The 25,418-nt window shown below is 41.4% G+C and carries 16 protein-coding genes; 6 read left to right on the top strand and 10 right to left on the bottom strand.

Annotated features, from left to right (window positions below; all coding sequences use genetic code 11):
* Positions 1 to 135 precede the first annotated feature (135 nt).
* Positions 136 to 507, top strand: a complete 372-nt coding sequence (locus tag AB4128_RS06575) for a hypothetical protein (protein ID WP_065109166.1) — start codon at positions 136 to 138, stop codon at positions 505 to 507.
* 150 nt (positions 508 to 657) lie between these two features.
* On the top strand, positions 658 to 1,107 hold the full coding sequence (locus AB4128_RS06570; protein WP_211028300.1) for a hypothetical protein: 450 nt from the start codon (positions 658 to 660) through the stop codon (positions 1,105 to 1,107).
* Positions 1,108 to 1,192: 85 nt separating this feature from the next.
* On the opposite strand, the gene AB4128_RS06565 is transcribed toward AB4128_RS06570, so the two are convergent.
* The 10 genes from AB4128_RS06565 to AB4128_RS06520 form a co-directional block, all read right to left on the bottom strand.
* Entirely contained in the window at positions 1,193 to 3,823 is a 2,631-nt protein-coding gene (locus AB4128_RS06565; protein WP_372037275.1) for a glycoside hydrolase family 3 C-terminal domain-containing protein, read from the bottom strand.
* A gap of 111 nt (positions 3,824 to 3,934) precedes the next feature.
* Positions 3,935 to 4,690 carry a DUF6445 family protein gene (locus tag AB4128_RS06560; protein WP_244899784.1) on the bottom strand — a complete coding sequence of 252 codons (756 nt, stop codon included), beginning with the start codon at positions 4,688 to 4,690 and terminating at the stop codon, positions 3,935 to 3,937.
* Positions 4,691 to 4,755: 65 nt separating this feature from the next.
* Positions 4,756 to 6,273, bottom strand: coding sequence for a tryptophan halogenase family protein (locus tag AB4128_RS06555; protein ID WP_372037274.1), 1,518 nt, complete (start codon positions 6,271 to 6,273; stop codon positions 4,756 to 4,758).
* A gap of 119 nt (positions 6,274 to 6,392) precedes the next feature.
* A complete protein-coding gene (locus AB4128_RS06550) occupies positions 6,393 to 7,406 on the bottom strand; it encodes a cupin-like domain-containing protein (RefSeq protein WP_372037273.1) in 1,014 nt (337 codons plus the stop codon).
* A 41-nt stretch (positions 7,407 to 7,447) separates the two neighbouring features.
* Positions 7,448 to 8,167 (bottom strand): SapC family protein, encoded by a 720-nt coding sequence (locus AB4128_RS06545; protein WP_055023044.1) that lies wholly within the window; start codon positions 8,165 to 8,167, stop codon positions 7,448 to 7,450.
* 79 nt (positions 8,168 to 8,246) lie between these two features.
* On the bottom strand, positions 8,247 to 9,836 hold the full coding sequence (locus tag AB4128_RS06540; RefSeq protein WP_372037272.1) for a tryptophan halogenase family protein: 1,590 nt from the start codon (positions 9,834 to 9,836) through the stop codon (positions 8,247 to 8,249).
* A 267-nt stretch (positions 9,837 to 10,103) separates the two neighbouring features.
* Positions 10,104 to 13,103: a TonB-dependent receptor gene (locus AB4128_RS06535; protein WP_372037271.1), complete on the bottom strand. Its 3,000-nt coding sequence runs from the start codon at positions 13,101 to 13,103 to the stop codon at positions 10,104 to 10,106.
* A gap of 664 nt (positions 13,104 to 13,767) precedes the next feature.
* Positions 13,768 to 14,772 carry a LacI family DNA-binding transcriptional regulator gene (locus AB4128_RS06530; protein WP_065109173.1) on the bottom strand — a complete coding sequence of 335 codons (1,005 nt, stop codon included), beginning with the start codon at positions 14,770 to 14,772 and terminating at the stop codon, positions 13,768 to 13,770.
* Positions 14,773 to 15,012: 240 nt separating this feature from the next.
* The gene (locus AB4128_RS06525; protein ID WP_211028296.1) at positions 15,013 to 16,332 is read right to left on the bottom strand and encodes a glycoside-pentoside-hexuronide (GPH):cation symporter; all 1,320 of its coding nucleotides are present in this window, start codon (positions 16,330 to 16,332) and stop codon (positions 15,013 to 15,015) included.
* Positions 16,333 to 16,388: 56 nt separating this feature from the next.
* Positions 16,389 to 17,723 (bottom strand): GH1 family beta-glucosidase, encoded by a 1,335-nt coding sequence (locus AB4128_RS06520; protein ID WP_372037270.1) that lies wholly within the window; start codon positions 17,721 to 17,723, stop codon positions 16,389 to 16,391.
* Positions 17,724 to 18,021: 298 nt separating this feature from the next.
* Here AB4128_RS06520 and AB4128_RS06515 point away from each other — a divergent pair, with 298 nt between their 5' ends.
* The 4 genes from AB4128_RS06515 (at position 18,022) to cysQ (ending at position 25,366) form a co-directional block, all read left to right on the top strand.
* On the top strand, positions 18,022 to 19,317 hold the full coding sequence (locus AB4128_RS06515) for a sugar MFS transporter (RefSeq protein ID WP_372037269.1): 1,296 nt from the start codon (positions 18,022 to 18,024) through the stop codon (positions 19,315 to 19,317).
* Between the two features lie 62 nt (positions 19,318 to 19,379).
* Complete coding sequence (locus AB4128_RS06510) at positions 19,380 to 22,019, top strand: exo 1,3/1,4-beta-D-glucan glucohydrolase (protein ID WP_372037268.1); 2,640 nt, start codon at positions 19,380 to 19,382, stop codon at positions 22,017 to 22,019.
* A gap of 133 nt (positions 22,020 to 22,152) precedes the next feature.
* On the top strand, positions 22,153 to 24,219 hold the full coding sequence (locus AB4128_RS06505) for a family 16 glycosylhydrolase (protein WP_372037267.1): 2,067 nt from the start codon (positions 22,153 to 22,155) through the stop codon (positions 24,217 to 24,219).
* A gap of 325 nt (positions 24,220 to 24,544) precedes the next feature.
* A complete protein-coding gene (gene cysQ / locus AB4128_RS06500; RefSeq protein WP_225442205.1) occupies positions 24,545 to 25,366 on the top strand; it encodes a 3'(2'),5'-bisphosphate nucleotidase CysQ in 822 nt (273 codons plus the stop codon).
* The last annotated feature ends 52 nt before the right edge of the window (positions 25,367 to 25,418 follow it).

Genomic DNA, 25,418 nt, shown 5'->3' with positions numbered 1-25,418 from the left:
GCATGGTTGCAGTGAAATAGAAGCAGTCAATACAAGCGCATTAACCTTAAGAACGGATTAACGGATGAAACAGATGGGATAGAGTCAGTGAGTGAATACTTTTTGGCATAGACTCTCGCAAAACAAGGATTGAACGTGGTACACAAATTAACAGCCATCACGCTGAGTATATATGCCTTGATAGCAGGGTGTTTATTATTGTTTTCATATGCAGACAAGACAATTTGGCAACAATTTATTTATGCCATTGTATTTATTGTTATTCCCATTATCGGCACGCTTAGTAGTCTTTATGGTGATAAAGGAGGCATTAGCTTAGTGTTATTACTCATGGCATCACAGGTAATTAGACCCTTGACTCCGTTTGAGGTTTTTCCTTTTCATGCGCCTTTTTCTCTTGCTTTTCCTTTTGGCCAAATTGAGCAAGGAAAGGGCTATTTATTTGATATTTTTGCCTTTGTGATGTTGCTTGTCGTTGCTTTTATGTTGAAACCCAAAAAGCGATAGCTTAAAGATTAGGGCTGAGGGTTGAACTTGAAGCTGACATTAATGTCTTAAAAATGGCCAAAGTTTACATAAAATATGACGTATAAAATACGAGCCTATAGTAAACAGACGTTAGAAACTGAACATTAGATAAACATCAAAGGAAAGAAAATGTGTGCTATCAAAGGATTGTTATATATCGCTGCAAGCGTCGTTGTTTTGTATCCATTATGGGGATTAATTCAACCCGCAAGTTATTTGACTGAAATTGTCGAGGTTTATCCTTTTGCTGGTGATGCTAATGAGGCTCAAGTTAGAGTCGCTGCAGGATTATTATTGTTGAGTAATACCGTGATGGGCTTATCTTTGGTAAGCATTGCTGGGTTTATCGCGCGTCCAACGTCTATTCACCTATTGAAGCTTTCCGCTTTATTACTGATTACGTATCCGTTTCTATTAACTGTCGTTGAGGTGTTTTCTGCTAAAGCACTTTCAAGTCACCTTGAGGCATCTGCTGTAACAGTAGAGTTTTCAGCAATGAAGTTGTTTTATGTGATTTTTGGTATCGGGTTATTGGGCGTATTTAAAACAATTTCACTTAATGATGTTACAAAGGCCTAAATCAAAAACAGCGTAAACCGTGAGTCACTCAATCGGTATACGCTGTTTTAAATGCTGGATAAGATTCGTCTAGCAAGCCGTCTTGCTATTTTTGATAGTTAAAGCTTTTTTGCAAACGAATATCTTCTACTGATGAGCCAAGCATTACAGTAAATTTCCCCGCCTCAGCAAGCCAATTATTTGAGTTAATATCCCAAAAAGACAGGTCTCGCTGAGTTAAAGTAAAGCTAACTTGGCCCGTTTCGCCCGCTTTGAGCCATATTTTATCAAAACCTTTTAGCTCTTTTTGTGGACGCGAGACGCTGGCTTTTACGTCATGAAGATATAGTTGCGCGACTTCGGCACCATCAATGCCACTAGTATTAGTAATGTCTGCTGTAATGGTCATTGTGCCACCTTCAGCCATTGTACTTTTAGATAGCTTGATATTGTCATAACTAAATTGACTGTATGATAAGCCATGGCCAAAAGGGAATGCAGGAGCAATTTTTTGTTGCTCAAACCAGCGATAACCAATAAATACGCCTTCGGAATATAACGACTCCGTTTCATTGTAATCATTCAACGCTATCGGTGCGGTGTCCTGTAATGACTTAGGTAAAGTGATAGGCATTTTTCCATTTGGGTTGGCATCGCCAAAGAGGATGTCACTATAAGCATGGCCCGCTTCCATTCCGCCGTACCAGCCCCAAGCAATAGCGTTAGCTTTGTCTGCCCATGGCATTTCAACTGCCGAGCCTCCAATGATAAACACAACAGTATTCGGGTTAACCGCAAGGAGTTTATTGATAATTTCATCTTGTTGACCTGGAAGCTTCATATCTGGGCGATCAATGGACTCACGATCATCAGCATGGCTCAGGCCGCCAAAATACAACACGGCATCGGCATTTTTGGCTGCTGCTAAATATTCAGCTTCATCGTTATATAAACTGTTTGGCGTTTCCCAGCCTAAAGTGACTTGCTGTTGACCTTGATAAATTAATCTAATGGCATAGGTCTCTTCAGCGGTGAGCTCAATGACATAATCGATAATGTTGGCTGGATTTGCTTTTTTATTGACTAATACCTTGTCATTAACAGCAAGGCTAACATCGCCATCCGCTAGTATTTTTAAGGTATGCTTACCTGATTCAACTGGCTTAATATTGGCTTTTATCTCAACATTTTGAGGCTGATTTTTGGCATCGAATTGGGGATCGGCAATCCAAGATTCACTGGTTAGCTGATTAAGTTGTTTATCGGCATAGTAGTTAATCTGCCAAGAAGGGGTGCCTGTCCAATGACGTGTCGTAAGGTAATCATTAGGGATAGGCATAAACTGACTACTTGCAGGGCGCATATGCTGAATATTAACGTTTTTTCCTGCTTGTTTAAACTTGGCCTTGAGTCCGTCTAATGGGCTGATTTCGTACAATGCTTTTACTTCTGATGAGCCGCCACCAAAGCCGTGACGTTTATCTGCATTAGGGCCAAGCACTAAGATATTGTTAACTTTTTTGGCATCTAAAGGCAGCACTTTACCGTCATTTTTAAGCAGTACCACGCCATTAGTAGCGATGGTGCGCGCATTATTTCGGTGAGCCTGAGTATTACGCTCACCTGACAATCGCTGTTTATCCATCATGCCAATACTTAATTGTACTCTAAGAATTCGGCGTACTTTATCATCAAGCTCTGACTCAGGCACTTTGCCAGCTTTTATCATGTTTAGCAGCGGTGTTGCGAGAAAATACTCATCATAACTTGCGACATCTGTGCCCATTTCAATATCAAGGCCATTCATCGCAGCGTCATAGGTATTAATATCGACATTCCAGTCAGTCAACAACACGCCCTCGTAGCCCCATTCACCTTTTAAGATGGTTTTAATAAGGTGATGACTTTGGTTAGCGTTAGTTCCGCGAAATTCATTATATGCTCCCATGATGGCATAAACGTTGGCCTCTTTAACTGCAGCTTCAAAAGCGGGCAGGTAAACTTCACGTAATGTGCGTTCATCGGGTTTTGCATTCACTCCAGTGCGATTTAGTTCTTGAGTGTTTAGGGCATAGTGTTTGACAGTTGCACCAACATCGTTGGCTTGAATGGCTTTGACTGTGGGGACAACCAAGGCTGCAGCGAGATAAGGATCTTCACCCATGTATTCAAAATTACGACCGTAAAGAGGTAAACGAGCCAAGTTGACACCTGGGCCGAGTATGAGGTCTTTATTACGGTGGCGAGCCTCAGCGCCAAGCACATTGCCATGTAAGCTCGCCATGTTCGGATCCCAACTTGCTGCGACAGCGGTAAGTGGTGGTAAATAGGTCGAGTAGTCATTAGTCCAGCCTGCTGGTGCCCAAGAATTTCTGTCAATTTCATAGCGTACGCCGTGAGGCCCATCCGACATCCACATTTCATGAATATTGAGTCTCTCGATAGCTGGGATATGAAATTTACTCCCTGCATGCACTAAGGAGACTTTTTCTTCTAAAGTCAGTTGTGGCAGTAATCTTTCAATTTCAGCTTCTACTTTCGATAGTCGTGTCTGTAAACGCTGCTGCTCAGATTGGCTTAATACAGAAAGCGCATGGTTCTGATTAGTGTTCATCCCATCTGATTGAGCAAAACTGCTGGAAGTACTGATAAGCATTGATGCCGAAAGGGAAACAACCAGGGCGTGTTTAATATCTTCTGTAAGCGCTTTCATTTTATGGCGATGTTTCATTGTCATGTCAGAGTCCTTGCTGATTATTTTTATTTAATTTGGTTATTCACTGCAGCTGGTTTCGAATTAGTGGATTCGAATTAGTGAATTCGAATAACGAGATAATTTGCTCAACGCTTATGTCACATTGATAAATATATTGGCGGTTAAGCGCCCGGAACTTGGATTACTATCTATATCCGTTTGTTGATCAACTAAGGTTGAGTGCAATAAGTTTCCAGGGTAAATGACTAATCGATGTTGTTTGTAATCGACTTGATGGTATTGCTGGTAGTATTCATTACTGTCAACGAAGTATTTCGCAGGAAAGGGCGCTAACGCCTGTAAATAGGGCTCAGCAGCGCGAAAATAATTATCCATATTCGCTTGTGTAATTCGCTCATAACCTGTTGGTTGATGCTTAAAAAAAGCCGTGGCGCCATGTGTACTGTCATTAAGGTATTGTAATAATGCAAAATAATATGGCGCTGGGGTGTCAAAATGAGGAATACGCTGCAAAGTCGTTAAACTTTCCGGTGGTCGGTTTATCAATGAAAAGTAGGTCGCTTGCGGCTTGATACGCAAGTTTTTAGGGATTTTATAGACATCGTAAATCAGCTGAAATACCTGATTTAGCACTTCAATGACGTAGTCTCTAGGGAGCTTGGCTCTAACACCTGGATAGTAAGAGCCTTTATCGAGATTAAAGTCGATTTGGTTAGCATAATTCTGTAACGCTGATAAATCGGTTGTAAAGTCATCGATAACAATCACAGGCGTTTGCAGCTCACCGATATAATGGATCTCAGGGTTCAAAGGCTTGTTGATTAACACCAATGAATCGAGATTTTTCATATCTTGCGCCCGCTGACGCTGTGATTGAGAACTTGTCATACTCTACCTTTACACTTCATTTAGTGACTTAATAACGTTCCTAGCTTACTCACTGCATTGCAGACTTACAGCATTTTTGACTTGCAGTAATGCTGCACGAAATCATAATGATCAGGCAAGTTTGCTACTTTTTGTTTTGCTTTTGCCTTTATTGATGCAAGGAAGTTTTCTAGCTCATCATCTTCCATCATGTCAACAATTGGGTGGTATTGTTTTGGAGCAAGACCCTGTCCCATCATGACTTGAATCCAAGAGCTCTCACCAAATAACTCATTACCATGTTTATATACTTTGCCAGATGCATCAAACATATCGATTCGGTGTTGAAGTGATGCAGGTACGCTCATGTTTTTACAATAACGCCAGAATCGGCTATCAGTTCGGTCAGTGACTTTGTAATGCAAAACAATAAAGTCGCGAATATTTTCAGTTTCGGTGCGAGTTTGTTCATTAAACTCATTAATGTCTTCTTCAACGAGCCCTTGAGAAGGGAACATTTGCAATAAGCGCACAATGCCACGTTGAATTAAATGAATGCTGGTGGACTCTAGGGGTTCTAAGAACCCGGAAGATAGACCTATAGCAACACAGTTCTTATGCCAGGTTTTACGGCGGCTACCTGTGCGGAATTTGATGACACGAGGGTCTGTTAATGGTTCACCTTCGATATTGTCCATCAAGGTGGCTTTAGCTTCTTCATCGCTCATGTACTTACTGCAAAATACTAAGCCATTGCCTGTACGACTTTGCAGTGGAATGCGCCATTGCCAGCCTGATTCTCGCGCAATTGAGCGAGTATAAGGAATCGGTTTTTCAGTGGTTTTAGTTTGCACCGCAATGGCGCTGTCGCAAGGTAACCAGTGACTCCAGTCATCAAAGCCGGTATTGAGAGTCTGCTCAATTAACAGCGCTCTAAATCCAGTGCAATCAAGAAACAAATCACCCTCGATAACGTCTCCTGATTCAAGGGCTAATCCGCGAATATTACCAGTATCATCATGCTGGAGGACTTCTTTAATTTTGCCCTCAATTCGGGTGATGCCATGTTGCTCAGCAATACCCCTTAAGAACTTGGCGTACAATGTGGCATCCATATGGTAGGCATGGTTGTAATCTTGATTAGGTAATACGGCAAAACGCCCCTCACGAGCCGCTAAATGCTCGGTACAGTAATCACCAATTTGGCTGACGATACCGCGTTGTTGCCCTTTGAGCCAAAAATGTTGAAATCCACATGCCCAACAGTCTTTGCCTAAAAATCCAAAGGAGTGAATATAATCTTTACCTACGTCATGCCAGTTTTCAAATGCAATTCCGAGCTTAAAGGTTGCATTGGTCGCAGCCATGACATCTTGTTCTTTTATGCCAAGTAAACGGTGAAAGATGTGTAGCGTTGGAATCGTGGCTTCACCAACCCCAACGGTGCCTATTTGGTCTGACTCAACCAGCACCACTTCTAGGTGTTTTCCCAGTAACTTTGTTAATGCAGCTGCAGCCATCCAGCCCGCAGTACCACCACCGGCAATCACGACTTGTTTAATCGGTTTGTTTGAACTTGTTGTATTTGAAGCTTGCTTTTGCATAACAAAATGTCCTTTGAATCAACTTATACCCGAGGTAATTTTATTTTCGTTGTTGATTTTGTTCGTTAAGTTGCTGTTTGTGTAAATCAAATGGCCGCACATTAGTATCACAGAGGCGATTACCGCTTGAGCTTGTTTATTAAGTCTGCTCTTAACTTACGTGCGTTTAATTCATCCAGTGGCTTAGTTTGCATGCCCTGAGCTGAATCTGGTATGTGCGAAACGTCATCGTCATCATGGTCAAAAATATAATGATTAAAATGCGCCTTCCAAGCTTGTCGTTGCGCTTTAGGTAAAGAGCGTAAGCTGAGCATTGCCAGTGCTAGGGCGTTATTGGGTCTTCCTAGGTAAGCGGGTGTATCTCGCCACCAATGGGTAATGAGTACATTAAATGCTTCGATACCACTGACTTGATGCCACCACATGCTTGGAACATACAGTACATCGCCAGGCTCTAGCTCGGCAGTTTGAGCAGCGTTGAGGGCATGTTGGTATTTGGGGAATTTTTCAAAGTCAGGATTTTCAAAATCCACCATACTGATTTCTTGGCCGCCGGGTGCAAATTCCATTGGGCCAGTATATAAATTGCCTACTTGCTCAGGAGGGAATAAGGTAAATGTTCGCTTTCCCACAACGTTACAGGCTAGATTCTGAGGAAAATCAAAATGCGTCGCAATGCGAGATTGATTGCCTAACCACACACTTGTCAGAGGATGAATCTTGTCAAATGTTAGACTGTTTTCAGCAGCAAGCCCTGGCAGAAACTGATTAATTTCTGTTGATCCCATATAAATACTGGGTGGAAGGGCATCGTCTTTATGGGTAAATAGCTTATCAATGACTTGGCGTAAGTTTAGCTGCGCTGCTTGATAGTTAAAACCATTGACTTGCTCGTTATAAAAAACGCGCCCTTTATGCTCTGATGAAACATAATAGGCGGTAACTGGTGCTTCTTGATAAAATGTCAGTAAGTATTGTGCTGCGGCTTCTGCACTTTGTTGTCCTGCTTGCACAATAGGCCAATGGGCACATGCGCCTTTAAAAATCACAGGCTCATCTGTGTTATCAATCACTTTTAAAATATGACTGATTTCAGTGTTATCAATGACCCTGACTGCCTGCTTTTTTTCCATTGACTACAACCTTTTAAATAATCCTAACGAGACATTGCTATCTATTGTGCATTTTTAAAGTTGAGTAATTGTCTGATATTGGATTGTGATGCCAACGTCATATAAATTGCGCTCAAATAGCCGTTTTGATGCAGCTCACCTAAAGTTTCGGCAGGTAAGCTTGCTAAGGTTTCTTCATTGATGGTGTAAAAACCAATCATTTGGTGCTTGGCGCCATTATCAAGTTCAATATCTAAAGTGAATGATTCGAGCAGTTCTAGCTTGATGAGCGTTTCAATGAACTGTTTACTGTCAATTAACCCATGATGGATCACTTCAAGCATTTCACCGACTTCATCTAAATAAGGCGTATTACCGCCGTATGGAAAAAATAGCGGCTCACCTTCAGTTTCATTAATACGAGGATGATTAGGGTCAAGGTGAATCACACGTTGTACTTGCTCTACACCGTCTTCTTGAATAGTTTGTTGGCCGATTAAAAATGGCTGACGACGAACGGTAAGCGGGATATAAGATGCTTGCCATTTGCCATCTTGTAAAAACAAATTCTCTTTATGTTGAAAACCAAACATGGCAACAGAGTAAAACTGACCTGTATTACTGTCTTTTTGAAAAAAGATGGGATAGTGCGCTTGAACACTTCTGAATTCAGCCGGAAAAGTCACTGTATACCATAGGTTATCACCGTACTTTTCTGAGCGTTCGGTAATAATTTTAATATCTTTATGATCGACACTGTTGAGTAATACTGGTTTGTTCATGCTGACATCCTAATCAAATATTATTGGTTTTTGCTGTTTTTCAATTGTTCAAAAGAAAACAGATATTGTTATTTTGTTGCTAAATATGGGGCAAGCCATATTGACGAATTTTATTGAGCAGCTCGCGATTGGTTGGCAGGATTTGCTTTAATCCCTGGGTTCGCTTGATATTTTCAGTAAACAACTGCTGAGCACGCTGTTGAAGCGTTGGTTTTAGGTGAGTTGGCACATGGGTCTCAAACGCCATTCCGTATAATACAAACTGAAAACTTGCAGCGGGAAATAACACGTCAGTGTGCTGAATATCATGCTTATTGGGCGTTTGGGTTCGCCATAGCGCTATCTGCTGTTGCAATGATTCTGGTATGGTCGATGACTCTCGATGATCATGCCAATAATCACTATCGCTGCGCTGACTTAATACGTAATGTAACTTTAAAAATTCAATAATTTGTTGCCAATGCTGAGAAAATCGTTGATTGACTCTAGTGGCAACAATATCCATAACTTGTCTATTGGCAGGTAGTTGCTGCGCTAAGGTATTGGCGCTCCATTCAACTAATGCTAATGCAGAGGCTTCTAACGGCTCAATAAAGCCCGATGCCATACCAATTGCCATACAATTGTTTTTCCAGCAAATTTTTCGGTGACCTGGTGCTATTGATAGTTTTCTAATATCAAGGTTATCGAGGTCAACATTGACACTGGGTCTTAAGTAGTCAATCAATTGCTGTTCAGCTTGCGCTTGATCAGTATGGCTAGACGAATACACATGGCCCACACCACGTCTTGTCGGTAAGCCGATATCCCATATCCAGCCATTGGTTTGTGCGGTTGAATGAGTGCATGAAGCAATCTCAGTATCATCAGTTGGGTAAGGGACTTGAATCGCTAACGCTGAATCGTTAAATAACACTGATTTTTGACATACAAACGGTACATGCATTTGCTCACCGAGTAGCAAAGATTTTACCCCTGTACAGTCAACAAAGAAGTCTGCTGTCAGCTCGCCTGAATGTTGAGTGACTAATGAACGAATATCGCCATTCTCAGCTTTTTGAATATCGCTGACATGGTCTTGAATATGAGTTACACCGAGCTTTTCGGTACAATGTTGTTGCAGTAACTGACTAAATTTACCCGCATTGAGATGGTAACCGTAGTTGTTTTGAAACTGGTATTCACCGGTAGTAATTTGTTTAGGTGCCAAGCCCTGCATACTCAGTTGGTTTTGTTGGCCAACAGCGTCAGCAAAACTGACTTGTTGACGGTGAGGCAGCCAAAAAGGGCATAAATCAATTTCGTTAGTGCCAATTGGTAAACTGAATGGATGAAGGTAATGATCTCGGGGTTGCTTGGTTAGATCAGCGTCTGGGCTATGGGTCCAATTGATAAAACGAGAGCCTTGTTTAAAGCTTGCATCGCAGCTGATTAAGAACTCAGTTTCACTGATACCGATTTTTTTCAGCGTCGTGCGCATTGAAGGCCAAGTGCCTTCACCAACACCAATAGTGGCAACATCTGGTGATTCAATTAATGTAATGTTGAGCTTAGGGGTGGGCGATAATTTGCCATTGTCAGCGTTATGTTCAGCAGCCAAAATGCCAGCGGTAATCCATCCCGCAGTGCCGCCGCCAACAATAATGATGTCTCTTATCGCGTGTTCCATAATCTGCCTATTATTGTTTTGTTTTATCGTTAAGGCTGTATTGAAATGTTTGTTACTAAGAATAATGTGATTTTGAGTTTATTTAGCATTGAATATTTTTCAATCACTTACAAGAGGTATAGCGTAATAATTTGTATTAATAAAAATCAAAATGAAATTTAAAAAAGGTGCAACGTCCTTGTTGCTAACGGATGTAGCTTAAAAAAGAGGTGACCATAATAGTCACCTCAAACGACCTTAGTTTACATTTTGCAAAAGGTGCACACGTTAGAATGTATAACGAGCGCCAAGACTGTATCGAGCTCCTGTTTGTGTGTAGTTAAGTACTTGAGTACTTGAACGACCATGAGTTCGAGTATTCTCTTCAGTAATGTTTAACCCTTCGAAGAATACTGTTAAGCCTTCAACTGCGGCGATGTCGTAACCAATATTGAAGTCAACTTGCGAGTATTCTTCAGTGTAAGATGGGTTAGCACCTGTACCGTCACCAGTTGAGTTCAAGAACTCATCACGCCAGTTCCAAGCAAGACGAGCTGAGAAACCGTAGTTTTCATAGATAGCAACAACGTTCGCTGTATCACTGATATTAGTTAATACGTTTTGTGGCTCATCACCTGGACGGTTTAAGTTGAAGTTGTCATAAGAATCACCCGCATTCACTAACGTGTAGTTAGCTTGCATACCGAAACCAGACTCTCCAAAGAAGTGCTGTACCGCAAACTCCCAACCATCAATAACTGAGCTGTCGCTGCTATTAGACGGTGTGGTAATCACGAAGTTTAAATCAGGGTCACCAGGGTTACCTGTAATTTCGATATTACCGTTATCAGGGTTTAACGTAACGTTTGGATCTGTTGCGCCGTAGTTATCATAAATCCACTGGCGTTGCTCAATTGCGGTTGTTGCACCTGCAGCAATGGCTTCTTGAACGTAAACACCATTTGATGGATCCGGAATGTTGTAGATATTTGAATTAACAGGGTTACTGTCAATGAAGTTTGTTACGTCTTTACGGAAGTAACCAACAGAAACATAACTGCCTTCAGCATAGTACCACTCACCAGAGAAATCATAGTTAGTTGATTCAAGCGGTAATAAACTTGGGTTACCACTTTCACCACTACCACCACCACGGTTAGCGAGTGTGCCTACCGACGTACCACCTTGAATAGAGGTATAATCTGGACGACCAATGGTTTCACTGTAAGCTGCACGTAAATAGATATCTTCTACCACTTCAATGTTGAAGTTAAAGCTTGGTAGTAAGTAATCGTATGAGCCTGTTTGAGTACCAAATACGCGGTTATCAGCCGTTGTACTTTCTAGAGCAATCTCAGTTTCCGCAATCCAAGTCGCTTGATCGTACGATGATACTGCGGACTTAGATTCAACATCGGTTTTCTCGTAACGCAAACCTAAGTGAACATCAAATGGCATATCACCAAGCTCGCCTTCGTAGTTATATTGTACGTAAGCAGATTGAGATTCTTCTTGAGTGAAGCGGTCAGTATCGCTAGCGTAATCAGTCGATGGGCAGAAACCATTACCACAATCACCAATCGCCGTTGAGCCGTATAATTCAGCTGCACGTGCTCTTACTGCTTCAAAGTCCCATAAGAAGATAACGTCTTGTGGGTCAATAGAGGCAGAACCTTGATAATCAGAGAAGTCACCTTGTGAACCATCAAACTTATCTTGAACACTATCTGCAGGGAACCATGAAGGGTCAAAGTCGCCTTCAGCACCTACACCACCCCAGTCATTACGTTGAACGTTAACTGATTGAGAATGGTTATTAACGTCAGTTGCAGCGATACCGAAATCAATACTACCCGCTTCTTCAAATACGTAAGTACCGTTAATTTGTAATTGTTCAATTTCAGATTTATTACGAGCGTTACCAAATACAGAACCGGTCACGCGCATATCTTCAGGGCGAACGGCATTACCGCCACCCACAGCGAGAACGGGTACATCACCAGTAAAGTCAGTCGCTGCACTTGTACGAATAAATGCTGCTGTACTTAAGTTACTGTTACTACCATTTTTGTTGTTTGGTGAGCGTTCAGCTTCTGAAGTGTGGTAATCCAATGATAAGAATAAATTATCTGTTGCATCCCACTCTAAGTTAAAGCCTAATGAGCCACTTTCATCTCGGGTACCGTAATCACCAGCTGCCATTGATAAATCGGCGCCGCCATCAGGATAAGTTTCAGAGTAAACAAGTGGCGAAGATACTGGGCCGTCAGACCAAGTACTTTCTTGTGTTGGTACGAAGTTAAACCATGCAGAAACATCATGAGATTGAGTATCAACATCATTTTGCATGTAGGTGTAATCTAATGTTGCACGTAATGAGTCAATTGGCTCGTATTGCAGTACTAATTGACCATTTGTACGAGTACGTTGCTGCTCTTCAAAACGGTAAACCGTGGTTTGAGGAACTGCATATACGTCATCTTCGCCAGGGCGGTTGATTTGGTTATCGTCTTTTGGAACACCACCCCATTCAGCGTTATCGCCACCCCAGTCTTGGTCAACAATACCAGGGAAACTTCGCCAGCCTGTACCCACTTGCGCTTGCTGATTACCGCTTTCACGTTCTTGGTAACTTGCAGAGATAGAAATACCAAATTTGCCATCAGCAAAGGTATTTGAATATAAACCTGATAATTCAGGTGTTACAGAGCCTTCATCTGTTGATGTGTCATCAACGGCTTTAACACCAAATGTGGCTTTAAGACCTGGAGAGCTTAAAGGGCGATGAGTTAGAACATTAATGGTTGCACCGATACCACCGGTTGAGTTTTTCGCTTGGCTGGTTTTTTCAACTTCAACAGCACTAATTGCTTCAGAAGCAATATTGGCGAAGTCGAATGAACGCGAACCTGTGGTTACTGGCATTTGACGATTGTTCAGCATAACCAAGTTTTGGTCTGCACCGAAACCACGAACAGACACTCGGCTACCTTCACCATTTTGTCTGTCGATAGATACACCAGTAATACGTTGCAGAGATTCTGCTAAGTTACTATCCGGGAATTTACCAATATCTTCTGCGTTAATCGCATCAACGATACCGTCAGAGCTTCTTTTTAAATCCATTGATTTAATTAAGCTTCCACGAATACCAGTGACCTGAAGCACCTCGATGTTTTCATCTGCAGCGACTTCGTCTGCTGCAAATGCAGGCATTATGGTGCTTGCACTCAGTACTACCGACAAACTAGTGGCAATTCTGGTCTTTTTGAATGTTCTAGATTTCATCTAAGTCTCCCCTCGACTAGATCTCAGGCTACTACTCTCTGATTTTTTTATTCGGATTACGCATTCACGTAATGTGTTTTATTCATCATTTGTAAACGCTTTTAAAAGCCTTTATGTAAAAGTTAATGTAAGCGCTTACATAAAACTAGATTAATTTGTTAACAGCGTCAACAATAATTACGACAAAAAGTCACAACTTGTTAACCTTGTTTTTATAAAAGGATAAAGTAAAATTTTTTAGTTTATTGTTTTAATTGATTTAAATTTATTTTTTGTGCTTTTTTTTGTAGAAATAAAAAAGAAATATTTTTGTGATAGCGCTTACATTTTTATTGTAAATTTTAAGGTAGGGAGTTTGGTTTGTTGCAAATTTAAAATCATCATTTTTAAATCAAGACAATATACTGATTTAACGGGTTCCGATTTAAGGTTTCTTTGCCCGTTATTTGGTGCGATTACTCATGTTTCAGCTGGCTACTTAGGGCACCTAAAAAGAGACGTTATCCTCTGGGCAACGCTGAAGCACTTTTGAGCTTTAAAGGAATAGGCAGAGAGGATATTGGCAAAGTATTAAGGTTATCGGGGTAATATAAAGCGTATAGGGAAACAATATATGAGGGAATAGCGAGTTAGACTATTCCCTTAACGTCTTCAATTTCGAAGGTTACTTGTGTGGTGATGTCGCAGAGTCTCTCACTATCAGTTGCGGGATGAAGGTGTTTTCGACTATCGCCTTAGGGTCATTATATACATGCTTAAGCACCCAAAATGCAGCCATTTTACCCATTTCATGGATGGGGTTGTTCACTGTGGTGAGTTTTGGTGAAATATATTGTGGAAAAGGAATATTATCGTAGCCAACAAAAGAGAGTTCTTGAGGGATTTTCATGCCTCTTTCTAAGCAAACTGCAATCGCTCCTGAAGCCATCTGATCACTGGCACATACCACCGCTGTGAAAGGCTTATCGATGGTTAATAAATGATTCATCGCATCACTGCCGCCAAATTCACGGAAGTTACCTTCATAAAATAATGTCTTATCAAAGTCGACATTGAACTCTTTTAATGCTCGTTTATGTCCGAGTAAACGGTCTTGAGCATCTAGCTTGTATAACGGGCCTGAAACGTAAGCAAGATCAGTATGGCCTTGGCTTAAAATATGTTTAGTTGCTAAATAACCACCTAACTCATTATCTAAATAAACGCAGCAATCACTGATTTCTTCAATATAGCGGTTAATGAGCACAATGGGAGTGTTGCCTTTATGTAGATTTATCAAGTATTCATCATCGACAGCTTCAACGTCTAGAATCAACGCATCACAGCCACGGCTCATTAAAAACTCGACACCATCTTTTTCCTGTGATTCAACACTATGGCCAGCAGCAATAATAACGTGCTTATTGCCAGCTCGAAGCGCGGTTTCAATCTCAGTCATCATAGGGCCATAGTATGGTCCATCAAGTTGAGAGACTAAGACTCCAACACTGTTTGAGCGACTAGACGCTAGTGATTGAGCGATGGTATTAGGTCGATAACCTAACTGATCCATTGCGCTTAATACTTTCTGGCGTGTTTTTTCACTGACCTTAGTATTGTTATTCATCACTCTTGATACCGTTGCCAGCGAAACACCTGCTAACACTGATACATCATATATAGTCGCCATATATCCCTATTTAATACTTGTTTTGCTAGTCAAAATCGAAAAACGCCGATAAGACTAGCATGAACCTTCTAGCATAATCATCAAAAAAACAGATAAATTGACGAATGTAACTCAATCATCAGGCCAATTTGACAGCATTTTCTTTTGATAGTGTAAATTGTATCAAGGCTGTTTGTTGTTAACTATATACAATTCTGAGTAAATTTATACTAACAGCTTTATCTATTAACCCATTGATAGTTATTCTGTAATCTCAGCATGAACCTGACTTACCGCTTTGTTATCTAAGGTGTACCATTTCATTACGATGGCTACGATGATAGAGCCGACAGCAGGGTAAAGGGTAAATGACATCAAAATACCGTGTTGTGTCGCTTCTGTTTGCTCTACATCTGCTTGATAGCCATAAAAAGCCAGTAACCAACCAGCAGCTGCGCCACCAATTGCAACACCAAGCTTAATAAAGAAAATGATTGAAGAATAAATCATGCCAGTAATTCTAACGCCTGTTTTGTACTGGCCGTAATCGACAACATCCGCCATTTTAGCCCATAGCAATGGGGTGCCCATATTGAAGGTGAAGCCCCAAACAATGAACAGCGCAAATGCCAATTCCACTTGTTCACCCGATACAAAGTAGGCTGCTATACATAACGCAGCAGCAATAATTTGAATGGTAATATAAGCTTTTACTTTACAGACTCGTTTGGCTAAAGGCTCAGCTAAGATACAGCCAAAAATATTACCTATCATTCCAAGCGTGATAAATAAGGTAATGGAGTCAGGCATATTCAAATAATACTTAACGTAATAAATCGCTAAACTGGTTTTTAATACCATACCTGATAATAACCAAATCGCAGCGATTGAAAGAATGCGCCACTGATCGTTTTGCCAGAGTAATTTAAAGTCTTTTTTGAAGCTGAGGTTTTGATCTTTAGGAGGATGTAAGCGCTCTTTGGTTCCTAAGAAGCACAAGATAAACATCACTACGCCCAAGGCACTCATTGCCGCAATCGTAAGCTGATAACCTTTAGCTTGATCACCTTGTCCGAAATATTCAACTAAAGGTAAGGTTAATGCCGACACCATTAATCCACCAATCATGGCAAACACAAAGCGATAAGACTGGACGGAAACACGTTCTTTTGGATCTGCGGTTAATACGCCGCCTAATGCACAATAAGGAATATTAATGGCGGTATAAACCATCATCAGGGCGGTGTAGGTAACAAAGGCATAGATCATCTTGCCTTCTTCCGCTAAATCTGGCGTGGTGAAGGCCATAACACTGATAATACCGAAGGGCAGGGCAAACCAAATAAGGTAGGGGCGGAACTTACCCCATTTTGTTTCGGTTCTATCGGTTAATGCGCCCATTAGCGGATCGGTTATTGCGTCGATAAATCGTACTGCAAGGAACATGGTGCCGACAAATGCCGGCGAAATTCCAAAAATATCAGTATAGAAAAAGGTTAAAAATAACATCACGGTTTGAAACACGATGTTACTGGCGGTATCACCTAATCCATAGGCTATTTTCTCTTTAACGCTAATCATTGAAAACCTCTTTCGGGTTATTATTCTTTTTAAGTAGGGTTTTGAGTATGTATCGATTAATCAATGCGTTGATTAATAAAGTCACGGTAAGCTAAGCCACTGCGCTTTATGGTGCGTTTTTGTGTTTGGTAATCAACATACACTATTCCGAAGCGTTTTAAATAGCCTTCCGCCCATTCAAAGTTGTCCATTAAGCTCCAAGCAAAATAGCCATCAACTTTCACGCCTTGCTCTATAGCATTATTTACAGCGTTTAAATGGGCTTGATAATATTCTAGGCGGTCAATATCGTTAACGGCGTTATCTTCAATGTGATCGTCAATTGCCGCACCATTTTCAGTAATATAAATAGGAGGTAATGAGTAGGTATTATTGAGACTGGTTAATAAGTCAGTGAAGGCTTCTGGATAAATTTCCCACCCAATATCTGTTTTAGGGGCATCCTTCATATCTATTTGGAAAAATTGATTGTCGCTACATGCTTGATAAACGGCGCGGGTATAAAAGTTAATGCCTAAAAAGTCGATTGGCTGACTAATGATTGCCATATCGCCTGGTTCAATGTCGGGTTTATCACCAGCTGCAAAATCGTTAATGATTGCTGGATACTCACCATCCATAATGGGTTTGATATACCACTGGTTAAAGTAGTCATCTGCAATCTGTGTCGCTTTTTTATCTTCTGCGCTTTGGGTCAGTGGATAGCAAGGCGTAAAGTTAAGCACAATACCATTAAGAGATTGGGGACTATTTTTTTGAATCACTTGCATAGCCAATCCATGTGCAAGTAATAAATGGTGCGCAGATTTGCGGCCAAAAGCTTTGGTAGCAAGCCCTGGTGCATGAATACCAATTTCATAACCTAGATATGAACTACAAAAAGGTTCATTTAAGGTGGCGTAGGAATACACTCTATCACCTAAGGCTTTAGTAATTTTGTCCGCGTAGTCTTGAAAAAGGTATGCCGTATTTCGATTAAGCCAGCCACCTTCATCTTCAATATGTTGAGGTAGATCCCAGTGATATAGGGTGACGTACACTTTAATATCACGACGGTTTAATTCATCCATTAAGTTGATATAAAAGTTAACCCCATCTTGATTTAAGCTGCCATCTTGGTTAATCACTCTTCCCCACGAAAGTGATAAACGATAAGCATCGACACCTAAAGATTCGATTAAATTGACATCTTCTTTCCAAAGCGCAACGTGCTCGCAGGCTTGCTTACCGTCTGAACCATCTCGAATTTTATCTGGAGTCGCACAAAAGGTATCCCAAATACAAGGCAAGCGAGAATCTGCTGCTCCTTCAATTTGGAAAGAGGCAGTTGCCACTCCAAACGTAAATGATTTTGAGTGCATTTTAGAATTTTCGGGTAGAGAAATTTTCATATTTATTATTCACTTAATATGTTTCAGGCGTATTTGTGTCAACGAAACTACAGCGTCTTTTACTCAGGGTAATACCTAAGTGTTTTTACAATGATTACTTACAAAAAGCGTTGACTTTCGTTATCGATATGTTAAAAATGAAAGCGCTTACATCGAGATTAGTGATTAATTAACAAAAGGTCAATAATTGATTTAGATAAATCTTGAAACAGCCTATCTGCGTACTACTAAAGGTGTACAGCTACAGTGCTTAGATAGTCATCGACCATAAATAGATAATAATTAAAGAGGGAATGACATGGCCAGTGCACCATTAAATGCAGAGTCTGCAGAAATGGGAAGTGTTCATCAAAGCGGTAACTTTAAGTTTGCGTTGATGGCATTAACCTCATTATTTTTTATGTGGGGATTTTTGACCTGCTTAAATGACATCTTAATTCCATATTTAAAAAGTATGTTTGAATTAAGTTACACCCAAGCCATGTTAGTGCAGTTTTGCTTCTTCGGTGCTTACTTTATTGTTTCCGTACCTGCTGGTGCTTTAGTTGGCAAAATAGGCTATCAAAAAGGCATTGTGACAGGGCTTGCGATTGCCTGCGTTGGCTGCTTGATGTTTTATCCATCAGCTAGCTATGCCTCTTATTGGATGTTTTTAAGCGCGTTTTTTGTATTGGCTGCTGGTATTACAATTTTACAAGTTGCAGCGAACCCTTATGTCAGTGCGTTAGGCCCAGCTGAAACCGCTTCTTCTAGACTGACGATGACCCAAGCATTCAATGCGCTTGGTACCACTGTCGCGCCGTTTTTTGGCAGTTACCTCATTCTTAGCAATATGAGTCACAGTGATGATTCAGCTGCTGTTGAAAGTGCAACCATTGAAGCCGTTCATCAAGCAAGTACTGTGCAAGTTCCTTATTTAATGTTAGCTGGTGCATTGTGTGTGCTGGCGATAATTTTCTTTGTTTTAAAGCTACCTGTACTTGGTATCAGTGAACAAAACACCCAACAGTCTTCTTCTGATACTGGCAGCGCTTGGAAGTTTCCACACCTTGTTTTAGGTGCAGTAGGTATTTTTGTTTATGTGGGCGCTGAAGTGGGTATTGGTAGCTTTCTGATTAACTTTTTGACTCAGCCTGATATTGGTGGCTTTACTGAAGCGCAAGCGGCTAAATACATTGCGTATTACTTTGGTGGTGCCATGGTCGGACGCTTCATTGGCGCATTAGTCATGCAAAAAATTGCGGCGGGTAAAGTACTCGCCTTTAATGCAACTTGCGCCGTGCTATTAGTTGCCGTTGCGATGCTTGCTGAGGGCACGACTGCGATGTGGGCTCTGTTGTTGGTTGGATTATGCAATTCAATCATGTTCCCGACGATTTTCAGTTTAGCACTGACCGATTTAAAGCAACACACCAGTCAAGGTTCAGGCGTACTGTGTTTAGCCATTGTGGGTGGGGCTATTGTGCCGCTACTACAAGGCATGCTAGCTGACTCATTTGATATTCAAATGGCGTTTATTTTACCGTTAGTTTGTTATGCCTTTATTGCCCATTATGGCCTTATTGGCAGTAAGGCAAAGCGTCCACAAGTGTAATACCACAAGTTTTTTATTAATTAATCTTCTGCGAAGGCAGATTGGATAGAAAAGGCAATATTATGGATAAGGCAACTCACGTATTCGCAAATAAGCAAATAACCTTGCCACTCACTCTGCTAGCTGTCGTGATGGGTTTATCGGCATGTGGCGAAGATGATACAAAGAAATCAGTACCAAAGGTAAGTGATGATAAACCTGCACCTGTAGCTGAAACGTCACAAACGGTGTCCAATAAGATTGTTTCTGGGACTGTTTCAGGTGACATTTCTATTTGGCCGGAGTTAGCGATTCCATTTACAAAAGACGCTGCGCTTGAGAAGCGTATTTCTGATTTGATGGCGACAATGACACTTGAGCAGAAAGTTGCGCAGATGATCCAACCAGAGATCCGTGATATTACCGTTGAAGATATGCGTACTTATGGATTTGGCTCTTACCTTAATGGTGGTGGCGCCTATCCTAATAATGATAAACATGCCACGCCTGCAGATTGGATTAAACTCGCCGAAGATATGTACCAAGCATCTATAGATGACAGTATTGATGGCAATGCAATTCCAACTATGTGGGGCACAGATGCCGTACACGGTCATAATAACGTTATTGGCGCTACGCTTTTCCCTCATAACATTGGTTTAGGTGCGGCGAATAATCCAGACTTAATTCGTGAAATAGCCGTCATTACCGCTAAAGAGGTGATGGTAACAGGTATTGATTGGGTATTTGCCCCCACGGTTGCTGTTGTACGTGATGATCGCTGGGGACGTACTTACGAAGGCTATTCTGAAGATCCACAAATAGTTAAAGCCTACTCACATGCTATCGTCGAAGGTCTTCAAGGCAAGGTCGGAGATGACTTTTTATCTGATCAACATGTTATTTCCACAGTGAAGCATTTCTTAGGAGATGGTGGGACTGAAAAAGGGATAGACCAAGGACAAAACCTAGATTCTGAGCAAGAACTATTTGATATTCATGCTCAAGGTTATGTGGGTGGATTGACTGCTGGCGCTCAAACCGTCATGGCGTCGTTTAACAGCTGGCAAGGCAAAAAAATTCATGGCGAAAAATACCTACTGAATGATGTGCTTAAAGACAAAATGGGCTTTGATGGCTTTGTTGTAGGAGATTGGAACGGTCATGGACAAGTCGATGGCTGTACTAATGAGTCATGTGCGCAAGCGGCAAATGCTGGGTTAGATGTGTACATGGTACCTACAAGTGCATGGAAACCATTATATGAGAATACGATTGCCCAAGTGAGAAATGGTGAAATCCCTCAAGCAAGAATAGATGATGCAGTTAGCCGTATACTCAGAGTGAAAATTCGTGCTGGCTTGTTCGAAAAACCCAGTCCTGCTAACCGTGAAATTTCAGGTAAAACTGAACTTATTGGTGCTAAGGCACATCGTGATGTCGCCAGACAAGCAGTACGCGAATCGTTAGTTTTACTGAAAAACAATAATAATGTGTTACCACTTTCTCCAAAAATGAACGTTTTAGTCGCTGGTGATGGCGCAGATAATATTGGTAAGCAATCTGGCGGGTGGAGTATCACTTGGCAAGGCACCGATAATCTAAATGAAGACTTTCCAGGTGCAACCTCTATTTATGCTGGTATTGCTAAAGATGTGACAGCGGCTGGTGGCCAAATAACACTTAATGTTGATGGTCAGTTTGAAGAAAATAATAAACCAGATGTTGCTATTGTCGTATTCGGTGAAGAACCTTATGCAGAAGGTAATGGTGACATTGATAACCTTGAATACCAACGTGGTGATAAACGTGATTTAGCATTACTTCGTTCACTTAAGTCTCAAGGTATTCCTGTTGTGTCTATCTTTATCAGTGGTCGTCCTATGTGGGTGAATCCTGAGCTAAATGCATCGGATGCATTTGTTGCTGCTTGGCTTCCCGGTACTGAAGGTGATGGTGTTTCACAAGTGCTATTTAGTGATAAAGACGGCAAAGTTAATCATGACTTTACCGGTAAACTTTCATTTTCGTGGCCAACTCGACCTCAGCAAACAGAAGTTAATGTCCATGATGAAAATTATCAGCCTTTATTCGCTTATGGCTATGGCCTGAAGTATGGCGAGAAGAGTGACGTGTCTAATGCGCTCTCGGAAGATAATTTTGCAGCCCAGGAGAAGTTAACTTCATTAGCATTGTTTGAACGTGCAGTAAAAGCGCCTTGGCGATTAATGATTGGTACTGAATCATCGTCCGATACTGTCAGTAGCAGCATTCAAAGTAATGATGTTGTGACGATCAGAACTTTTGATAAAGTTGTTCAAGAAGATGCTCGTTTAGTTAGTTTTAATGGTACAGGCCTTGGGTTTGTTGGATTAATCAGTAACTTCCCACGTGACTTACGAGCATACTCAAACACCGATTCAGCGCTGTCAGTGTTAATTAAAACCACCAATAAAGTTGAGCAGCCTGTGATGTTAGGGGTTGCATGTGACCGAGATTGCCGCGCAGATGTGGATATTGCTAATGCCTTAAATACAGCTGTAGGTGAGTGGCAAACCATCAGTGTTGATTTGAAGTGCTTTGCAAATAAAGACGTCAATTTCGGTAACATCAATACACCTTTCTATTTGGCAACCAATGGGAGCGCTGAGATTAACTTTAGCGACTTATTGATTGTGCCTAATGCGGCAGAAACAGCCACAATAACCTGCCCAGACGCCTAATATAATTTTGTTTTGCCGGCTAGCATAATGCTAGCTGGCAAGTTATTCCTGCACTGTTGTGAACTTGCAATTAATTTTGTAGGGGATTTTGCTGGATTTTTTTCGTATTTTTTGAGTATTCCTTGGGGGGAAAATGAAAAAAAGAGCATCAGTTTTAACTATCACAAGTGTGAGTCTCGCTGCAGCCATGTTATTAGGGTGCGGCTCTGACAGTGCCACAGATGTTGTTGAAGACACGGCACCTGTCGATAACAGCGAAGAACAAGAAAACCTATGGAATTTGGTATGGAGCGATGAGTTTGATGGTACCACTATCGATTTAGACAAGTGGAACCTCGCATATAATTGTTATGGCGGAGGCAATGAGGAGCAGCAATGTTATACCCAGCGTTCCGAAAATAGCCAAGTTGCTGATGGAAAGTTAGTGATTACTGCACAGCGAGAAGATTTTAGTGGTCCTGCTGTTGCATTGGGCGATCCTAATTATGATGAAAACGATACGTCAAAACAGCAAGCGTACACATCAGCACGATTAGATTCGACGAACAAAGGTGACTGGAAATATGGCCGTTTTGAAATCCGTGCCAAAATGCCGCAAGGGCAAGGTACATGGCCAGCGATTTGGATGTTGCCAACAGATTGGGTTTATGGCCCGTGGGCTGGTTCCGGCGAAATCGATATTATGGAAACGGTTAACCTTAAAGTGGTGACAGAAGGCTCTGTTCCAGAAGCTAAAATTCATGGCACCTTGCATTACGGTAAAGCCTGGCCTGGCAATGTGTACTCTGGCGCTGAATATAGCTTACCTGATGGGGCTAACCCAGCTGACGATTTTCATGTTTATGCCATTGAGTGGGAGAAGGATGAAATTCGTTGGTATGTTGATGACGTCCACTTTGCAACTCAACGTTCAACAGGTTGGTACAGTCAATACGTCGATAGTGATGGTAATCTCGCTAATGCAGCGGAAGATGCTCCTTATAATCAACCATTTCATATGATTTTAAATCTAGCAGTTGGTGGAACTTGGGCGGGTAATGTCAATAACACTGGGGTTGATGAAAGTGTTTTCCCGCAAGTATTAGAAGTGGACTACGTTAGAGTTTATGAGTGCAGTGTGTCACCCGAAACTGGGGCTGGTTGTGCCAGCGTAGGTGACAATGCTGAGATTGTTGAAGGGCATGTTGCCCCTGAAATCACTGTGCCATCAACTGATATAGGTGCGGGGCCAGAATTCATACTATATGACGAAGGACTCGCTGAGGGGTTAAGTCTTGATAGCTACAACCCTGATAATGCGATGACATTACAAACGCTAACTGTTGAGGGAAAGGGGGAAGTGCTTCAGCTAGATAAAGTTGGCGCGACAGGTAATGCTTATTTTAGTTATCCACCTACTGCTGATTTGTCACATTGGTCAGCAAACGGCACTTTAGTTTTTGACTTAAATCTATTAAGCACAGACAACGACGTTGAGTTATTGGTCAAAATTGATAGTGGTTGGCCAAATGTTAGTGATGTGAGTGTTAGCTTACCTGAATTGAATACTTGGACAGATATCCGTATACCTATTGCGGAACTTGTTGCCAGTGGTAATCGGTTTTCTCCAGGAAGTTTCGTTGATTTAGCATCAGTATCAAATCCCTTTGTCATTGAACCATTAGGCAATATGAGCTTACAAATCGATAATGTCCGTTATGAATATCAAGTATCAACGGCTAATGAGCTTATTATTTATGATGATGAAGTAAAAGCTCCTTTTACTATTGGTCATTATGCGGCTTCAGGCAGCGTTGCAATTGAGCAACTAGATGTCGGTGCTGACCATGGCATTGTCAACCAGTTTAGTTTTAATACCGATGAGGCTGTGGTGTATTTTCAAAGTACAGGCTTGCAGCAAGATGTCAGTAGCTTTGCTGCGGTCGAATTTGATCTTAACGTCATAACAGACCCTCGCGAAGTACGCGATTTTAATATTAAAGTCGATTGTGGCCACCCATGTAGTTCAGGAGATTTTGCCATCCCAGCGCCTGAAGTTGGCACATGGACACATTACCGTATTGCGTTAGCTGATCTCGTCGCCAATACAGGTTCAAGCTTGGTATTAACGCAAGTGGATACGCCGTTAGTTATTTTCCCTGCATGGGGCAATCAAAATGGTGTTGTAATGCAGGTAGATAACGTGCAGCTGGTCAAATAAATGGGACAGTATTTTTAAGATAACAAGTGTTCGTTACAGTAGCGTCACTGGATAACTCCAGCCTTTTAGCCACCATTTTGTGGCTAAAAGGATAATAACATTCAGGTTTGAATACGAATGCAGCCAAGGGTTAGAGGCTTTCAAGCTTATCCGACTTGGCTTACTATCAAACCTGTTATTACAAATGAGTAACAATAGCGGTATTAGCAAGGCTAATGATTAATGTCTAAGACAAGCTAAATAGTTATAAATATTTACCTTGTTCAATGGCATAATGTGTTGATTATTTACGACTTAATCGTCGATATTTTCCAAGGAGTTACCTTTGAGTAGCCAGAGAATAGATCAACCTTTTGATATAACAGAAAATCAGTTACAGCAAGTTATCAGCATCGCTAAAGACGCTGGAAATGCCATTATGCAGGTGTATTCATCTTCAGACTTGCAAGTCGTCACTAAACAGGATGACAGCCCAGTCACGGCTGCTGACATTGCAAGTCATAATGTTATTGTCGCAGGACTTGAAAGTCAGTTTGCAGGTATTCCAATCATGAGTGAGGAAGCTGCAGATATCCCGTGGGAAGAACGTCAATTATGGAACACCTATTGGCTTATAGACCCACTGGATGGAACGAAAGAATTTATAAAACGAAATGGTGAATTTACTGTCAATATTGCGCTAATACATCATGGTAAAGCCATCGCTGGAGTGGTGTACGCGCCAGTCCTAGAAACGTGTTATTCAGGTATTTGCCATCAAGGTGCTTGGCTAGAACAAGGTGATAAGCGAGTTAAGCTCGATATCAGCCAACGTTCTATTAGTGAAAACCCGATTGTTGTCGGTAGTCGCTCGCACATTAGCCCTGACGTAGCAGCGTATGTCGCTAATATTGGTGAGCATGAGATGCAAAGCGTCGGCAGCTCACTTAAGTTTTGTTTAGTGGCAGAGGGTAAAGCTGATGTGTACCCAAGAATGGGGCTAACAAGTGAATGGGATACCGCGGCGGCGCAAGCAGTATTAGAAAGTGCAGGTGGACAAGTGTTACGCCACCCAGATTTAGCACCGTTAGATTACAACCAAAAAGAAGATATTTTAAACCCGTATTTTATTGCGGCATCACCGAAATGGTTTGAGCGACAGTCCTGACTTCGTCATACATGACAGCTCATTATCACTCGTTGGGTTAATGCCGTGAATC

The organism is Shewanella sp. 10N.286.52.A9, from assembly GCF_041468985.1.
Taxonomy (GTDB): Bacteria; Pseudomonadota; Gammaproteobacteria; order Enterobacterales; family Shewanellaceae; genus Shewanella; species Shewanella japonica.
This window is presented reverse-complemented; position numbering and strand designations above follow the sequence as displayed.